At 39.6% G+C, this 17,658-nt stretch carries 18 protein-coding genes and 1 pseudogene; 12 read left to right on the top strand and 7 right to left on the bottom strand.

What is annotated here, in order from left to right:
• The coding region (locus B1A75_RS17710; RefSeq protein ID WP_139761762.1) for a transposase family protein at positions 1–189 on the bottom strand (189 nt) is incomplete at its 3' end.
• Positions 190–618: 429 nt separating this feature from the next.
• Here B1A75_RS17710 and B1A75_RS17705 point away from each other — a divergent pair.
• The 9 genes and pseudogenes from B1A75_RS17705 to B1A75_RS17655 all read left to right on the top strand — a co-directional run bounded on the left by B1A75_RS17705 (position 619) and on the right by B1A75_RS17655 (position 11,708).
• Positions 619–789, top strand: coding sequence for a gallidermin/nisin family lantibiotic (locus B1A75_RS17705; protein WP_011229795.1), 171 nt, complete (start codon positions 619–621; stop codon positions 787–789).
• A gap of 512 nt (positions 790–1,301) precedes the next feature.
• Positions 1,302–1,670, top strand: a complete 369-nt coding sequence (locus B1A75_RS19580; RefSeq protein ID WP_011229806.1) for a helix-turn-helix domain-containing protein — start codon at positions 1,302–1,304, stop codon at positions 1,668–1,670.
• Between the two features lie 133 nt (positions 1,671–1,803).
• Positions 1,804–2,175, top strand: a complete 372-nt coding sequence (locus tag B1A75_RS20435; RefSeq protein WP_223812567.1) for a winged helix-turn-helix domain-containing protein — start codon at positions 1,804–1,806, stop codon at positions 2,173–2,175.
• Positions 2,058–2,444 (top strand): annotated as a pseudogene (locus B1A75_RS20430) (IS630 family transposase); the annotation flags it as partial. The gene B1A75_RS20435 and the pseudogene B1A75_RS20430, both read left to right, overlap by 118 nt.
• Positions 2,445–2,836: 392 nt before the next feature.
• The gene (locus tag B1A75_RS17680) at positions 2,837–5,977 is read left to right on the top strand and encodes a lantibiotic dehydratase (protein WP_074043303.1); all 3,141 of its coding nucleotides are present in this window, start codon (positions 2,837–2,839) and stop codon (positions 5,975–5,977) included.
• A 180-nt stretch (positions 5,978–6,157) separates the two neighbouring features.
• On the top strand, positions 6,158–7,987 hold the full coding sequence (locus B1A75_RS17675; RefSeq protein WP_079936628.1) for an ABC transporter ATP-binding protein: 1,830 nt from the start codon (positions 6,158–6,160) through the stop codon (positions 7,985–7,987).
• A complete protein-coding gene (locus tag B1A75_RS17670) occupies positions 7,956–9,263 on the top strand; it encodes a lanthionine synthetase C family protein (protein WP_079936627.1) in 1,308 nt (435 codons plus the stop codon). The genes B1A75_RS17675 and B1A75_RS17670 overlap by 32 nt, the downstream gene beginning before the upstream one ends.
• 341 nt (positions 9,264–9,604) lie before the next feature.
• Entirely contained in the window at positions 9,605–10,303 is a 699-nt protein-coding gene (locus B1A75_RS17660; protein ID WP_004888808.1) for a response regulator transcription factor, read from the top strand.
• Complete coding sequence (locus B1A75_RS17655; protein WP_014194795.1) at positions 10,290–11,708, top strand: HAMP domain-containing sensor histidine kinase; 1,419 nt, start codon at positions 10,290–10,292, stop codon at positions 11,706–11,708. Before B1A75_RS17660 ends, B1A75_RS17655 begins: the two co-directional genes overlap by 14 nt.
• 93 nt (positions 11,709–11,801) lie before the next feature.
• Here B1A75_RS17655 and B1A75_RS17650 read toward each other — a convergent pair whose 3' ends face one another.
• From B1A75_RS17650 to B1A75_RS17635, 4 genes are read right to left on the bottom strand one after another with little or no spacing between them, the layout of a single operon-like run.
• Complete coding sequence (locus B1A75_RS17650) at positions 11,802–12,236, bottom strand: NisI/SpaI family lantibiotic immunity lipoprotein (RefSeq protein ID WP_079936626.1); 435 nt, start codon at positions 12,234–12,236, stop codon at positions 11,802–11,804.
• A gap of 54 nt (positions 12,237–12,290) precedes the next feature.
• A complete protein-coding gene (locus tag B1A75_RS17645; RefSeq protein WP_074043298.1) occupies positions 12,291–13,079 on the bottom strand; it encodes a lantibiotic immunity ABC transporter MutG family permease subunit in 789 nt (262 codons plus the stop codon).
• A 1-nt stretch (position 13,080) separates the two neighbouring features.
• Positions 13,081–13,827, bottom strand: coding sequence for a lantibiotic immunity ABC transporter MutE/EpiE family permease subunit (locus B1A75_RS17640; protein ID WP_074043297.1), 747 nt, complete (start codon positions 13,825–13,827; stop codon positions 13,081–13,083).
• A gap of 15 nt (positions 13,828–13,842) precedes the next feature.
• Entirely contained in the window at positions 13,843–14,535 is a 693-nt protein-coding gene (locus B1A75_RS17635; RefSeq protein WP_074043296.1) for a lantibiotic protection ABC transporter ATP-binding protein, read from the bottom strand.
• A gap of 814 nt (positions 14,536–15,349) precedes the next feature.
• Between B1A75_RS17635 and B1A75_RS17630 the strand changes: the two genes are divergently transcribed.
• Complete coding sequence (locus B1A75_RS17630; RefSeq protein ID WP_013522853.1) at positions 15,350–15,937, top strand: GNAT family N-acetyltransferase; 588 nt, start codon at positions 15,350–15,352, stop codon at positions 15,935–15,937.
• Between the two features lie 123 nt (positions 15,938–16,060).
• Here the strand turns inward: B1A75_RS17630 and B1A75_RS20425 are convergent, their stop codons facing one another.
• Positions 16,061–16,204 (bottom strand): hypothetical protein, encoded by a 144-nt coding sequence (locus B1A75_RS20425; protein WP_239691209.1) that lies wholly within the window; start codon positions 16,202–16,204, stop codon positions 16,061–16,063.
• Between the two features lie 115 nt (positions 16,205–16,319).
• Here B1A75_RS20425 and B1A75_RS20420 point away from each other — a divergent pair, with 115 nt between their 5' ends.
• Positions 16,320–16,679 (top strand): IS630 family transposase, encoded by a 360-nt coding sequence (locus tag B1A75_RS20420; RefSeq protein ID WP_239691208.1) that lies wholly within the window; start codon positions 16,320–16,322, stop codon positions 16,677–16,679.
• Between the two features lie 105 nt (positions 16,680–16,784).
• Positions 16,785–17,078, top strand: a complete 294-nt coding sequence (locus B1A75_RS17620; RefSeq protein ID WP_053414320.1) for a helix-turn-helix domain-containing protein — start codon at positions 16,785–16,787, stop codon at positions 17,076–17,078.
• Between the two features lie 272 nt (positions 17,079–17,350).
• Here B1A75_RS17620 and B1A75_RS17615 read toward each other — a convergent pair.
• On the bottom strand, positions 17,351–17,658 hold a 308-nt coding region (locus tag B1A75_RS17615), incomplete at its 5' end, for a transposase (protein WP_139761761.1).

Genomic DNA, 17,658 nt, shown 5'->3' with positions numbered 1-17,658 from the left:
CGGTTGATGGAAAATCGCCAAATCCCGTACTTTTCTTGTCCGTCTGTCGTGGACAGAGGAAGTGGCAAACCCACAATGAGGGCAACGTTCCTGTGTCTCTGTTTTCTCTACATGAATCGCATAACCATAGGAAAGAAGTTCTTGTTTAATCACTTTAAATTCTGGCAATCCTAGTGGTATAGAAAGCACTTACGAGACCTCCTTAATGTTGATTTCACCGCTAACATTATTGCCAGGATCTCGTCAGTGCTTTCTCTTTTTTGTCACTAAATCACAAAATTTGGTGATGAACCTCAAAAAAACCACCCTTTCTAAGACATTATGAGGTCTTCAAAAGGATGGTCCAATGAGGCATATATTTATTCCTGTTTTCTTAACTTGATGGCTATGGAGGCAATCCCATATTATAATCACAATAAATTAAAGAAAATTATAAAAAATATATACCAATACATTAGAAAAATCTTAGAATTTCGATCTATTCTAAATGTGAAAAAGGAGCTTTTTAGCTTTACATTAACTGCTTGGTGAAAAAAGATGGAATCTATGATGTCTTTATACATCTTTCATCAAGTAGTTAATGATAAATATCAACATATGGAAAGGAGGGAATGAAGAATGGCGAAGTTGGATGATTTCGATTTGGACATTGTTGTCAAAAAACAGGACAACATTGTACAACCTAATATTACAAGTAAATCTCTTTGTACCCCGGGTTGCATCACAGGCATCTTAATGTGCTTAACGCAAAATTCTTGTGTATCTTGTAACTCTTGCATTCGATGCTAATAACTTATAATTCTCAACATCCATATTGAACCATGGAAGAGTTGGAAAATTCCAAGAGAATTGATCACAAGACAACTTTCCAAAGAAAATAAAGGGGATTTAACGCTTGGATTCACCCTTGATCGACACTCGTCAAGGGAGAAAAGGAGTCAGTATAAGGGCAAGGGCGGGAAGAAGCCCTTGTCCATTATTCGCTTCGCCGAATTTGGCAGGTCTTTAGCTCAGCGAGCTTGGGAGGACAAAAAAGCTAAGCCGCTTCTTGTTGGAGAAACTCTTGCGTCAAAGGGACGGGGATTTGTCCGTCGGACCATCATATGCGGAAGATCGGCGAGTTTTAGGATGACGCCGGAACCCAGCCCTTGAGTGCGCTGTGCATGTGCAGGAAGTTGAAATACACCACAAGCTGAAAATGCTATATACATGCTCATTGAAAAGTTAACCTTCGCATAAGTGGTGCCCACTCCGGTTATACTGCTCCTAAGGAAAAGCATGGAAAAGGAGCGGAATCAGACATGAAACGGCTGAAAATCACCCATGATCACGGATGGACGCCTCGGAAACTCCGCAAGCAGGAACGGAAGATCAAAAACGCTCATCTCCGCCAACGTGTGATGGCAGTCCGCCTTGTCATGGAAGGCTATTTGGGCAGAGAGGTTGCTTCCATGGTCAATGTGTGCCGCCCAACCGTTTCCCATTATGTGTCGCTTTTTAACGAAGGCGGCCTTGAACTCCTGCTTCATCGGGATTTTGCCCCTGGTAGCCGTTTCTCACCGAAGAACAGCAGGAAGAGATCAAACACACCTCGTGTTGACCACGACACCTGTGGAGCTGGGCTGGGACATCGCTTCGGCGTGGAATACGAACATCCTTCAATCCTATAAGGCTGGTGAAAAACAAGTTTTTTGCTCAAACCAGCGGTATTTGATCAGCAAGGAGAACAGATCTGACAAAGTTTCTCTAATTGAAAAAGAGTTGGGATGAGTTGCCTTTTTCATTAATTCACCGGCCTTCTATGTGTACCACCATTACAGCATATCCATTTCCCGCGAAGCATTACGAAAGCTCTTGCATCGAAAAGGGCTTTCTTGGACCCGGACGACCTACACGTTGGCGAAAGGAGATCCGGACCGGCAAAAAAACTTCGAGAAACAAATGGACCTGATAAAAAAACTTAATGGATTCGGATTTCATCCTGTTGTACATCGAATGAAACGCATATCCGGTCGTATCATGTGTTGCGTACGACATTGTCAGAGGTTGGCCGTCAAAAGCAAGTGCCTACGTTCGGCCATCATGCTCACATATCGCTGTTTGGCGCGGTCAACGTCCACGATGGCGAAACGGTTCTTCATCAAGCAGGGGCAGCCAATGCCACAACGTTTTTAGATTTCCTGCGAGTTCTCAAAGAGCGTTACTCGGACCGACTCGTCGTCTTGGTGCTGGATAACGCTCGAATTCATCACACCAAAATGGTGAGAGAATTTTTGCGGGAAGAAGGATAGTGTTTTCACTTCATTTACTTTCCTCCGTATTCACCGCAACGGAACCCGATCGAACGCTTGTGGAAATGGCTGAAAGATACTGTCATTGCCAATGTGTTTCACAAAGATCGAAACGATATCGCCCAAGCCGTTTTTGCATGTTTCTCAATTTAAAAAATATCGCTGGAAAGCGGTATTTTCAGTTAAAACACCGGCTCTCTAGAATATCAAGTGAAGCTTGTGCTTAAGAACCCACTATATAAATGAAGAAATTGTAATAAATATCATAATTACTACTAGCAACCTAATAAGTGTTGAGGTGAGCGCAACATCATCAACTAAAGAATACGAATTCAGTCAATGTCAAAAAATCGAGAAACATTTTATCCGGCTGTAGGACAGTTAACATTCGGAAGAAATCACTCAAATCATGAATACAGGTCCCTCCATACCTACTTTGCAACGTGGTTCAGGACAAATTCAGCACTGTAATTGGGTGCAGATCTTGTAAAAAGAGTCACGCAATTTACGGAAGATTGAGAATCATTGAGTTGGAGGCTTGATTTATGAAAGATCTTATCTTTAAAAACATCGATACGTTTATGATTCGAACACCGGTTTTATCAGTAGACAATTATTTAAGATTTTTTGATCAAAAACTGACTGAGGGAGAAATGAAAGAGCATCTGTTGGAAATTTGTCATAACCCTGTATTTAGAGAGAGTATCTTAGTAGCGAGTAAAAGTTTATATAATAAAATGATTGATTTTTGCAACGGCAAGGAAATAAAAAAATATGATTATTTTCTCAAAGCCATTCATAAGTATTTGATAAGAATTAGCACGAGACCAACGCCATTCGGTCTTTTTGCAGGAGTAGACTTTGGTAAATACACGGATGAAAATACATCAATAAGATATGGAAAGAATAAGTATAAGAAATTTGCTAGACCGGATTTAGAATGGCTGATGAAGATTGTAAAGAAATTGGAACAAGAACAATATGATCAATTATGGTTCACGGTTAACGACAGTATATTTTTAAAAGGAGAACGGGCATATTTACTACATTCGACACGAAAAGACAACGACAAGCGAGTCCATGAAATCAGCGTCAGAGTCACCCTTCCTTTTAAAATCACGTGTGAATTAGCTAGTAACTTGATCCATTACCAAACATTAAAAAAAGAATTAATCAAACAATTTCCAAATACGAGTGAGGAAAAAATTGAACATTTTCTCAAGCAACTAATAGAAAACGAATTTTTAATTTCCAATCTTCGCCCACCATTAACAGTGATGGATCAGCTTGATTATCTGATAAAACGATTGAAAGAAAGCCTTATAGAAGAGTGGAGCAACGAGTTAATTGATATTCAACAAAAGATTCGCACATATACCATGACCCCGTTAGGAGAAGGGGAGCAAATATATAAAGAGTTACATAAAAAAATGAAAAAGTTAGCAGATACCAAAAATGTGTTACAAGTTGATATGAAGTTAAACTTACAAGAAAAGAAGCTGAACAAGCAAGTGATAAAAGATTTAAATGAACTAATGCACATACTTCTGCCTTTTTCGATGACCTATCAACAAACAGATTCTCCATTTTCGAGGTACAAGCAAGAATTTATCGAAAAATATGGTGTGGACAGAGAAGTTCCTTTACTAGAAATGCTTGATAATGATCTCGGTATAGGAGCACCTATGGATTATACAAACCCTAAAAACGCAAGACTCGCTGTAGGTGTGCCCCATCAATTGATTGATGAGCAGTTAAGAGAATATTTTCTTCATAAATATATCGAGGCGGTTAAAGATAAAAAAAGTATAACAATAACAGAAGACGAGATAAAAGAATTGGGTCTAGATGACTATGATTACAACAGCATCCCGGATTCATTAGATATTAACGTAATCATAAAATGTGATTCAGAACAAGATCTTGAGAACAATCATTTCAAATACTATATTGGCCCTAATTTAGGATCGACCCATGCGGGGAAAAGTTTTGGAAGATTTTCTTATATGATGGAAGGGGAAGAGAAACTTTTCGAAACGTTAAATGAAGAAATGCTGAACTTGAATAACGATGATGGCGAGTATGTAACTTGTGAACTCGTTTATTTGCCAAATGAAACGAGACATGCCAATGTGACAAGAAATATTCATAACAGCGAATACGAACTTGCGTTGTTTACTAACAGCAGCAAAGATGAATATCATCGATTGAGCTTAAGTGATATTCTGATCGGCATAGAAAACGATATGTTTTATGCCAAAAGCAAAACACTCAATAAAAAGTTGATTATTACTATGAATAATATGTTGAACACACAAAATGCCCCGAATGCCATTCGTTTTTTGTATGATATAAGCTTGGATGGCAAAAAAATTTGGTGTAATTTTCCTTGGGATACGATCTTTCAAGACTATGCTTACATACCGGCAATTGAATACAAAAATTTCGTCATAGCACCACGAAAATGGGTGATCAATAAGATTATTAAAACAAACGACAAAATGAGTTTTACGGAATTTAAAAAGCGTTTTAAAAACTTTTGTTATGATTACGATGTGCCAAAATATGTTTATTTGACTTTTGCAGATAATCGGATTTTGTTGAATACGGAGGATGAGAATTGTTTAAGAATTCTTCATCACGAATTTAACAATGGATATGGAAACATTATTCTAAGTTCTTATGAAGATGCTGATCTTCATTTAGTTAAAGATGATGCCGAAAAAGAATATGTTTGTGAATTGGTGATTCCGTTAGTGAAAGTGAAACAAGAAAATAATCAATGGTACGCCAAACCGAAAAAATCAAGTCATATCCCAAGTTTTTCAGATATAAGAGTCAAGTTGCCTTTTGAAGATTGGCTTTATTTAAAATTGTACGGGGTCAATTCTAGAGCGGATGATTTAATCGCCTTTTATCTTTCGGAATATTGCCGTGAAAAGTTGGCTAAAGGAGAAATTGAAAAGTACTTCTATATACGGTATGCCGACCCCGAGCAACATATAAGATTAAGACTGAATGCCAGTGAAGAGAAACTTCTGCAGATTTATCCGGATATGAAACAATGGCTGCGAACGTTAATCGAAAAAGGAGTGCTAAGTCGTTTTTCCATCGACTGCTATGAAAGAGAAATTGAGCGTTATGGTGGAACAGAATTGATCGGTCTTGCAGAAAACTTATTTTTCTTCGATAGCATAGTAGTAGAAGACATATTAAAGCTAAAACGTTTGAAACATATTCATTTTAGCGATGAAGTGATCGGAATGGTTTCCATCATTCATTATATGGAACAGTTCGGCCTAGATTATGAAAGTCAATTGGATTTCTTGCAACAGCAAGTCAACAAACAAGACTATCGTGAAGATTTTCAAAAGAATCGATCTGTTTACATGAAAGTTTGTAATACGGATAATGATTGGCAAGGGTTAAGAGACACTGATGAGGGGATGTTATTATTAAACGTTTTGAACCAAAGAAACAGAAGCATAAAAGAGTATGCAAGCAAGATCCAGGACGGTCTCGAAGCTTCTTCTGAATTATCCATTTTAGACAGTGTGATTCATTTACACTGTAACAGGTTATTCGGCATTGATCGAGAGTTTGAAAAGAAAATCCGCACATTAGTTGCCCATACGTTATATGCATTAAAGTATATTAAAGCTCATGGATTAGTCTTAAAAAATTAGAGATGTTATCCATTTGTCCAAGCATTGAGGAGATGACATATAAATGGACCCACGACTTGGACTTTTTTCAACAAAAGCTACCGACAAAAGATCGACAAGCCCTCTCCTGTTTACTTAGGTTAAAAAGCCTTTAATGACGGGAAGAAGATCTAATTTTAGCATGCGGGGATTGAAAATATTATGAATATAAAAGAGTATGATGATCACGTTACCATCAAAGATATTGTGAAATCAATAAGGATAGTTCCCAAGACACTTGTTCTTATAAAGAACGTCGACAAACAAAGTTTTTTTATCATTATTTTCTTAAGCTTATTAATGGGAGGCGCACCTATTGTTACATTGCTCGGTTCGCAAAACTTGTTGAATGCAATCGGGTCCCAAAATATTCGTATTATCATATCGGCATTGATCTTTTATATTTCTGCTGTTTTACTCAGCGAGATCATCAGCAGTTTCATGGAATATTACCAAAATAAATTTCAAACTCTCATCAACTACAAACTTAATTTGCAAATCATGGACAAGTGTACAAAATTGTCTTTACGGCATTTTGAGGATGCCGAAGTTTATGATATGTTGCAAAGAGTACAGAATGAAACGCCGTATAAACCATTTGAAGTGTTTTTATCCATATTAGGTGCAATATCGGCGATTGTAACATTTTTTTCATCGATGATGATCCTGATCCATTGGAAACCTTGGGTGTTGATTATATTAATCTTCATACCACTCGTTTTTTCTTTTTATTTCTTCAAGATTGGCCAAAGAGAGTTTAATGTTAGTTGGTTGCGTGCACCGGAAAAAAGGAAATCATGGTATTTGTCTTACCTAATGACAAGAGACAACACGTTCAAAGAAGTCAAAATATATAACTTAGCAGGGTATATTTTGAACAAATTTAAAGAAATCAACAAAAAATTCGTTGGACAGGATATCCATCTTTTTAAAAGAAGAACGGTTTTTACATTTATTTTTGAGCTCGTTGAACAAATATGTATCAATACCGTACTTGTTATCATCATCATTTCGGCGTTGGCAGGTGAAATCCTTATAGGTCACGTCGTGGGGCTTATTCAGGCCTTGAACTTAATTTCCAGTAACTCTAAGAAAATATTGAATATCATCCATTCTTTGTATAAAAACAATTTATATATCAACCAACTGTTTGAATTTTTGGGGTTAGACGAAGAAGTATTGGACAAAGAAGACCGATTCGTATCGGGGATAGACAAAATCGAAAGTATTAAGATAAGAAATTTAACGTTTCGTTATCCAACGAATCCAAAAGTAGTATTGAAAAATATTAACCTCGACATCAACAAAGGGGAAAGAATAGCCATCGTCGGTGCAAATGGATCAGGAAAGAGCACCCTTATAAAACTTTTATTGAAATTGTATGAGCACGATGAGGATAGCATTTTTTATAATGGTGTGTCCATCAATGATTTGGATACGGAACAATTGAGAAAAAATATTGCCGTGTTGTTCCAAGATTTTGTGAAGTATGAATTGAAATTAAGGGAAAACGTGGGGTTTGGCGATATTACGCGCATTGATCGTGACGGAGAATTAAAACAAGCCATGGAGAGGGCGAGAGTAAATTTTATCGAGGATTTAGATACTCAGCTTGGTTTATGGTTTGTCGACGGTGTTCAGCTTTCGGGAGGACAGTGGCAAAAAGTAGCGATTGCTAGGGCGTTATTTCGGGATGCATCCGTATATATATTGGATGAACCTAGCTCGGCACTGGATCCCATTTCCGAGAAAGAAGTCATTGATATGTTTATCAATATGACAAAAGATAAAATTGGTATCTTTATCTCACATCGTCTATCAACAGCTAAGCTTGCCGATAAAATCGTAGTAATGAATGATGGTGAAATTGTCGGTATAGGTACGCATTGGGAATTGTTAGCTACGAATGAGTTATACAGAAGAATGTATGAATTGGAAGCTTTGAAAAACGAGGAGGAGTATGAGCATCTCAATGAAAGCGCTGGTTTGTAATCTTGCGAAAAAATTGTCGGATTATGAGAATATGAAGCGAATCGTCAATCACCCAAGTAATTATATTAAAATTGGAAACAAGACGATAAATCCGTTTAATGAGTTAAGTTTAAGCCATGGGTTACCAGCCTTATGTGCGCTGTACGGCGAATTGAGCGAACAATATCCGGATGAAGGTTGGGATTTATTAGGGCATCAATACATGAAAAAAATCGGTGAACAAATGAATCAACACGGCTTCCCTTCTTTATCCATGTTTACCGGATTGGCAGGGATCGGCCTTGCTGCAGTATGTTTATCCAAGGGAGGAAAAAGGTATCAAAACTTTATCTCAACGATTAATCAAGCCATCGAAGAAAGAATCGGAGAAATGATCGAGTATTTGAAACAGAAACCGTATCCGAATATGGACGATTACGATGCTATTTCGGGAGTAGCGGGTATAGCGAGCTACTGCCTATTATTTCCGCAAGAGATGAAAAAAAGTATTACGTTAATCTTAAAATACATTATAGATTTATCTCAAGATAAACAAATGGAGGATATCAACGTTCCTGGCTGGTATATTCCCCCAAAGAATGCTTTTTCAGACACTGAAAGGAGAAAATGGCCATCGGGTTTCTTTAACATTGGGTTGTCTCACGGTATACCTGCTTTACTCATTGTCTTGTGCAATGCCAAAAAACTGAATATTTACGTAGATGGGCAAGATGAATGCATTCAAAGAATAGCTGATTTTCTTATGAAGTTTCAAATTAAAGATGAAAATGGCTCTTATTGGGGGACTCATGTTTCTCTAGAGGAATACAAAAATGGCTCTGTCCTAAACAAAGATACAAGGGATGCCTGGTGTTATGGCACGCCTGGTGTTGCTTATTCGTTACTTATAGCAGGTAAAACTCTAAATAATCAATCATACATTGATTGTGCTGTCAGCGGAATGAAACTGGCAAGCAAACGGCTTTACAACATTTTTTCTCCTTCCTTCTGTCATGGTTTATCGGGAGTTGCGTATATATGCAACAGATTTTATGAAGAAACGAATATCAGCGATTTTAAGGAAGCCGCCTGCAAATTAGTCGATGATATAATAAAATTTTATAATGAGGAATTCCCTTTTGGCTTTAAAAATATTGAGGAGAGCGAAGGAAGCACGAAATATTATGATTATGTGGGACTAATCGATGGAACAGCGGGAATTTTATTGACGATATTAGCTATACAAAACTCGAAAAAAACGCCTTGGGATTGTGCATTTTTATTATCTGAAGTTTAAATGTTGTTTATATACAATGGAAAAGCCGACTGATCGATGGTTAGAGGCAAGCCGCAGAGGGGGCTCCATCATACCTTGGCGTACCGATCGGTCGAACAACTCCCTAAAAAGGGTGTTGTTCGATCGACCGGTCATCGATCAAATATGTTGGAAAAGGTTCATAGACAAGAGGTGTCTTTCACCCGGGCGTCACTCAAGACGTGCGCATTTTTTAGTAAAAAGCAACAAAGAGTAAAGCTTCACATTGCACCTATGAACAATGCAACGGTGTTATGAGATTACCCCATGATATGGGGATGGAATAGGTTAAAATGCGATTCAACTGTATGGGGGATCAAAAGATGAATAACAAGAAAATTTTGGTCGTTGATGATGATGAAGATATTTGCTGCACCATTAAACAATATTTGGAGCTTCATCATTATCAGGTAGAAACGGTCCACAGCGGTGTAGAAGCGTTGAAGATGATAAACGACGATTTTGATTTGATTGTGTTGGATATCATGATGGAAGGAATTGACGGAATGGAGCTGTGTACAATCATTCGTGATCGGGTTGATTACCCTATTGTATTTGTTAGTGCTAAAACGCTGGAGGAAGATAAGGTTCAAGCTCTGGCGATCGGTGGGGATGACTACATCACCAAGCCGTTCAGCTTAAAGGAGTTAAAGGCGAGAATTGATTCTCATTTAAGAAGGGAAGAACGGATTCGTTCAAACGAGAGATATCTTTTGAGTTCTAAAAATATTACGATTGATCTTTTGGCTAATGAAGTCTTTTGTAAAGGAAAGAAATTACCGTTAACAAAAAAAGAATATGAGATTGTGAAGTTGTTGATGCTCAATAAAAAGGTCGTTTTCTCCAAAGAAAGAATCTTTGAACGAGTATGGGGGATTGACTCCGACAGCCAGTTAGACACGGTTACAGAAAGCATCAAAAATATTCGAAAAAAAATCAAGGACGTCGATCCAGAAACCTCTTATATTCAAACATTATATGGGCTCGGCTATAAATGGGATGTGAGCAATGAAAAACGATAAAACAATCAAACGAGATTTTTACTTGTTGGTTGTGAAGGTAGTGTTGGCAACAGTGATCTCTTCGGCCGTTACCTATTTATGCGTAATCTATTTGATTATGACATTAACCACGAACGATGTGGTGAAACCGACCAATTATTTCGTGAAGGATTTGGATTTGATTGAAAAAAAGGTGAAAGAAAACGAAGAGGCGATTTTCAAGGGGAGATTAATTCCCATTCATCGTTACAGTGAAAAGATACAGGGAGAAGTTGTAGACATCAGCGGTAAGCATCTGTATGGTGATCGAGAAATTATAGACGATCAAGTAGATATTAGTCAATCGATCAACCGTGAGATTGTAAAAGGAAGCTATGTGTATCGGTTCATTCCCCTGAAGCATGATAACGCCATTCAGGCGGTATATGTGTTGAAAGCGCCTTTTGGGTTCATCATTAACAATCAAAATCGCTTGGAAGCCGTGTTGATTTATGCTGTGATGTTTATTTCTCCGTTGATCTTTTTTATTGTCTATTTGATTTTCTTTACATCTAGGCTGTACAAATCATTGTTTCATAATGTCAAATTGTTGCTCCAGGCTTCTGATCACATTGCAAGCGGGAATTTTGATTTTCAAGTCTCGGGGTTGAAAAGAAAAGAGTTTATCAAGATCCAGGATTCCTTTAATACCATGATCAGTGCACTGAAAGAAATGGTGGAACGTTTAGCAAAGACCGATGACGAACGAAAAATGATGGTATCATCGATCGCACATGATATCAGAACCCCGTTAACGGTCATCCAAGGACAAATTGATTTGATTCAAGATTTGAGAAAGTTGGACCACTTTGATGTCACTCCCCATTTAGAGATTATTCGCAAAAACTGTGGGAAGATGACCATGTTGACAGATAATTTGTCGTTGCTCTATAAAGTGGAGAATGACCACTTCTCATTGAATGGAAAAGAAGTGGATGTAAGGCAAATCCTTGAGGAGAAAAAACTAGAGATCTCAACAATGGTTTACCATCAAAAATCGATAAACATTTGCTTTGATGTGAATTTGCAAAAATCATCTTACATACTTGATGAAGCGATGTTAATGAGAGTGTTGGACAATATTTTATACAACAGCCTGAGGTTTACAAAAAGCGGAGAAATTAAGTTGGAAGTACATGATGAAAAAGAGGGGAATGAGTGTAAAATCTATTTTCGCTGTTCAGATACAGGAACGGGATTTAAAGAAAACGATACGTCTTTGTTGTTCCAGCCTTTTTACCAGGATAAGCAGTATAAAAATCATGTTGGATTAGGACTGTATATTGCTAAAAGAATTGTGAATCATCATGGCGGTGAAATTTGGGCCTACAACAATGAAAAAGGTGGAGCGACGGTTGAATTTTATATTAAGGAGCTATCTGATTAATCATCCAATCTTATGGGCTTTCCGCCGTTATCGAGAGTGGAGAATGCAGCTAGGGAGGAATTTCTCTTTCCCTAGCTGACAGTCTCTAAGCCTTTATTTTCTTTTAGCAATCAAAAATTGGTGGTTCACCGTAACAGCTACTTCTTCATCTGGGTTTACGCCTTTGATGCTGTATACCCAGCCAAAGTTCAAGTGAGTTCGTTTTTCATCCGTTTGATCGGGAATGACTTCGATCTTTCGCAGCTCTTTTTTACTCAAGATTTGATGATGCTCATTGATGGTAATCGTCTCCGCTACTTTCCCGATCGGTTTGTTCAATTGATTCCGATCGACTTTTGCTGCTTGAATCATGTACGTTCGGCCTTGATAGTGAATTTCTTGCAAATTTTCTTTGTTCAACTCGTATTTTGGTAATTTCCGATCGATCTTCATATTTTGTGTTGCTGTCTTTTTTAAGTCACTGACAAGTGAACAACCTCCTATGAAGAGAACTCCAATCAACATGAGGAGTAAGATGGAGTTTTTCATAGTTGCTCTAAGACCTCCTTTTTTAACATCCCGTTGAGAGGGAGAAGTGAACTTTCATTCATGTGGTTTATTTCCTTCCCAGCGATGAAACCAGATTGAACCAATGATGGTTACGATGATGAACCCTAGAAGGGCATAGGCCATTCCTTCCCATAATGATAGCGAATAGGAATTTAACAACTGCGCCCCCAAGGTTTGCTTTACTTCGGGCATCATCAAAATCGGAAATTGTGAGAGACGAACAGCCCAAGCCCAAGGAATGTAGCTCCATATGTGATCGCCTAAGGAAGTTGCCCCAATAAGGGCGGCAATCAGAAATCCGCCGCTTCCTACTGCGATCGAGGCTCCCATTCCAAAGGCAAAGCTGATGAACAGATGCATGGAAAAAAGGATGAGTGAGCCCACGATGGAGAGCATGGCTCCCTGCAAAAATACATCATAATGAATGTGGACCACTTTGAGTACGTATTTCATCCCGAACAGCATGAGAATCGTCGCCAGCAAGATATCCGCGCATGCAATAAAGATGAGTAGCGTGAGTTTGCCAACATACCATTTGATTTTGGATACAGGACCGGTCAAGATGTTCATGAAACTTCCTGCTTTTTCTTCTTGATAGGACATCAGCCCGGTAAGCAGGGAGATGATCATCGGCAATGAAACGGCCAGCACTTCAAAAAATCCTTGATAGATTTTCATCTGCCACAACATGGGGGTGCGGTAGTTCGAAAAATACCATACCATAAAGAGCGGATAAATGATTGGCGTGATGATGACCATCATCCGAATCGCTGTGCGTTTCGTTTTGATCCATTCGGATGACAGAAGGCGAAGAAACGACATGTCAATGCACTTCCTTTCGCGCGAACCAAGCGGCGGTTAGAAAAGATAACAACAGAAAAATGACAAGGGCGATGGCTAGGCCTGTCGGAATGACAGAAGGATCCAATAGCGGATTCCCTTTCTCCAAAGGAACGCCGTTCGGATGCACCCCGATGATCGGGCACATCATCCTCATTCCCCAGCTCCATGGAATGAACAGCCAATAAGGTTGTGCGGCCATGACTACCCCTAAGGCGAGGCCGATGACACTGACCATGATCGAGGCCGCCATCCCGAACCGCTCGGCAATAAATAATCCGATCGGGATATAGGCTAAAGAGGTCAACCAAATGACCAAGCTGGCGAATACGGCCACCGTCGCTGATGAGAGGCTGTTGGGCAAAAACCATTTCAATAAAACAAGCAGGACGATCAGCTCGATGGTTGAGAGCAGCATATAATAGGCGATGACGGCGATTTTGCTCCACCATAGACGCACAATGCTAATGTCGAGACAACGCAACGCTTTATCGTTTCCTGACTTTTTCTCCCTTGCCGCCGAAAGGGAAGCGATCAAGGCCGTTCCAATTGGAACAAAAATCAACGGCCACCAATTAAATACCGTGTATTCAAAATAATGGCGCGTTGAATTCATGGTTGGCATGGTGATCATGGCATACAGGACAAAGAAAAGCGGAGCGATGAATACAAGCTTTTTGGCAAACGTCCGCTTGTATTTTAAGCGTTCTGACTGGAACATATTGAGCATGACTCCCATCCTCCTTCATTGCTCGTTCACTACATCGATAAAGAGTTTTTCAAGATCTTGGCTTTCGTCGATTTTGCCCTGATATTTGAGTTTCCCGTTTTGAATAATACCAATGTAATCGGCTAATTGTTTGACTTCTGACAAAATATGGCTGGATAGGATGACGGTGATTCCGTTTTCGGCAAACGATTTAATGAGTTTTCGCAAGTCCTGTATGCCTAATGGATCCAATCCGTTTGTTGGTTCATCGAGAATGAGCAGTTTCGGATCATTTAAAAGAGCTTTGGCAATTCCTAGCCTTTGCTTCATGCCAAGGGAAAATTGAGATGCTTTCTTTTTCCCCGTATTTTCTAAGCCGACGATGTTCAAAACTTCTTGGATTCGCGAGTCGGGCAAATGAAGCAATTTGGCATGAACAAGTAAATTCTCATAGGCTGTTAAATTGCCGTAAAGAGCCGGGGATTCGATCAGTGCGCCGATATCTTTCAGGTCTTTTCTGCTCCAAGGATGGCCGTTGATCACGATTTCCCCTTTTGTAGGACGCAACAGCCCTGTCAGCATTTTCAAAATTGTTGATTTTCCGGCTCCGTTCGGTCCGAGCAATCCATAAATCGTATGTTTCTTGACTTTCATGGATACATCATCCACCGCGAGTTGTTTGCCAAACGCTTTGCTTAAATGATGGGTTTCTAACATATACTCTTCCATGTTCATTCTCCTTTCATAATGGGAACATGTTATGCTGCTTTTGGCTGGCATAAGCGCAAGAATAGGACTGTTATATCCGTGCTGTTCTCATATTAATGACTCAATCTAATGTTTTTATAAGAAAAGAACACATTGATGATGTTTTTTACAGATTGGCATCCAGCGACAGTCTGGTGTATCATTTGCTCTCGCGGCGATGAGCGCCCTCTTCTCCCTGATCCTGAAAAATGCTCGAGAATGGTGAATACTCCGAGTTCGAGATTGTTCAGACAAGCGGCGTGTTGACGGTCTACGCGTCGGCTCCCGCTGCTTAGGTTGTTCGGGACGGAATGCGTCAAGGAAAAGGGGAAGGCGTCAACATGATGCTGATTTGAAGAAGGAATTTGCTCAATCATGTTGAAATTTACCTATTTGGAAATATTTATTTTGCACAAGGACGGCCATGACGCGTTAACATAGGGGATATTTTTGATTTTTCGCTCTTCTTAACGAAGTGTTCGTGATGTCCAATCGAGATCATTAGTGATTTTCAATCGTTTCATGTTATTGCCGCTCCTTTTGGGATGTTTAGGAACAGTATAATTAGAGCGGAGATCACTTATATGAACGTTAATGTTTTAATGTGCACCTATATAGTTAAGGTATATAAGCTGTAATAAAGAATTTCCACGGTTTTGTATTAATGTTCAAGCCGTAACACGGTAGTCTATAATGCGAGTATGCCGAGAGTCTGGTGGATAAACACTTTTTTGAATTAAGTGTGTTAAGACACAGAAGGAATATCAAAATATAGGTATAGAAAGGGTTGAGGAATTTGAAGATTAAAGATGTATTTGGGGATTTGCCTACACTTACTACTGAACGTTTAATATTAAGAAAATTAACGTTAGATGATGCATATGACTTATTTGATTATGCGTCAAATTCGGAAAACTGTAAATATTTACCTTGGAGACCTCATCATACCATTGAAGATTCAATTCAATTTTTAGAATTTGTCATTAAGTCTTATAAAGAAGGTAGTTTAGCTCCGTGGGGAATCGTTTCAAAAGCAGACAATAAAATGATCGGGACAATTGATATAGTTAAATGGTTACCCAATCATCATAAAGCTGAGATAGGTTTTGTTTTATCGTATAAGTATTGGGGGAAGGGATTAGCAGTTGAAGCGGCTAATAAAATCATTGAATTTGGTTTTGACAAGATGGAATTAAACAGAATTGAGGCATTTGCTATGATTGAAAATGTTCAATCTTTAAGAGTTTTACAAAAGTTAGGGATGCAATTTGAAGGGGTTATAAGAGAACATTGGTATATTAAAGGGAAATTTAGAGATATGGCTATATACTCTATTCTAAAACGAGATTATTTTAAATCAAGGGACGGGTTGCAAAACGCATAACTGATGAATAAAGGGACACAAAAAATCCACTCTTATTGGGAATTATATACAGTTACTAAAAAACTTCAAAGGGGTGACACTATCAAGAGTTCCAATTCTTTGATCGAATACACCGATGAAATCCTACGTACACGGTGGCCAAAGGGAATCCGGATGAGCAAAAGCGATTTGAAAAGCAAATGGATCTGATAAAAAAACTTGATCACCAAGGATACCGAAAATGCCATTCTTCTGTACATCGATGAAACGCATATCCGCTTCGATCATGTGTTGCGATCCACCTGATCCGAGGCCGGCTGTCAAAAACGAGTGCCGACATTCGGCCATCATGCCAGTTTTGGTATTTGGCGCCGTGAACGTCCACGATGGGGACACCGTGGCCGTGGTTCATCAAGAGGAGAGCGCCAATGCCACGGCGTTCTTGGATTTCTTGCGTCTGCTCAAAGAGCGGCATCCCAACCGGATGATTGCGCTCGTCTTGGACAATGCCCGGATTCATCATGCTCGAATGGTGAAAGACTTTTTGCGGGAAGAAGGGCAGTGTTTTCATTTCCTGTATCTCCCGCCCTACTCGCCGCAGCTCAACCCCATCGAGCGTTTGTGGAAATGGCTGAAGGATACGGTGATCACCAATGCCTTTCACAAGGATCGCCACGAGATCCTTCAAGCGGTTCAACGATTGATCCACTACATTCCGAAACGCCCGGAGGACGTGTTGCGGCGCCTGGAGTGTGCAGTGTGATCGAGAAGTGAACTTTTCAAGGTGCATCTATATAGTACCACTGGTAAATTATTGTGTTTTGGTAGCATAAATGCTATCATACGCATAAATCGGGAGGGTAAAAGAATGAGTGATTTTTTTAAAAAATATGCAGCTATTCGAGGCGAACAGCATGTTCAAAAACTTCAATTAGAAGGAACGATAGCTGCACAGATCAAAACAAGACGGAAACAGCTGAATATGTCTCAACAGGAACTTGCAGATCGTATTGGAGTTCCAAAATCCACGATTGGGAGAATTGAAGCTGGGCTTACAAGCCCTAGAGTAGAGACGCTTTTTAAAATCTCGCAGGCATTGAATACTCCTTTCATCATTGATGGTACGAGTAGACAGGATCATAACCTACATATTCAAGTTTAGTGGCTTATATCTTGGAGCTGTTCCTTGGAGAGAAAATTCTCCAAGGAACTTGTTTCCGTGAAAATGCATGCGCCCCGATGAGTCATTTTCATGCCCGGGTGGAGAGCAAAAATTGCTCATGGAACTTTTCCGTGAAAATCCCCACCACTTGGTGAGTGCGGTATACGCTCCTGATCCGTGAGGGTATACTGAAAATGGCCAAAAAAGGCAATAGGAAAGCAGAGGTGCCCGATTTTAGGCATCTCGTATAACCTGTCTGCCTTTTGGCTAGACTAAATAAGTTGTGGTTGGCGGAACGGCTCTTTGCGGGAGATCATGCAAAAGATGATCACCAACATCCGCCGAGCAATGGCGATGAGGGCTTTTTTCTTCCCGCACCGGGCCGCCAACGACCAAAACTTTCGGGACAAGGGATGCGTCTTGGATCGAGCTGCTGACCATGCCGCCTCGCATAACGCCGATCGGAGATGGGGATTGCCTTTTGTCGTGCGCGTGCTCTTTCGCTTTCCGGCGCTTTCATGGTTGCCGGGGGACAACCCCGTCCATGAAGCCGCCCGTTCCGGCGTTTCAAAGACGCTCA

Origin of the sequence: Geobacillus sp. LEMMY01 (assembly GCF_002042905.1) — a bacterium.
Taxonomy (GTDB): Bacteria; Bacillota; Bacilli; order Bacillales; family Anoxybacillaceae; genus Geobacillus; species Geobacillus proteiniphilus.
This window is presented reverse-complemented; position numbering and strand designations above follow the sequence as displayed.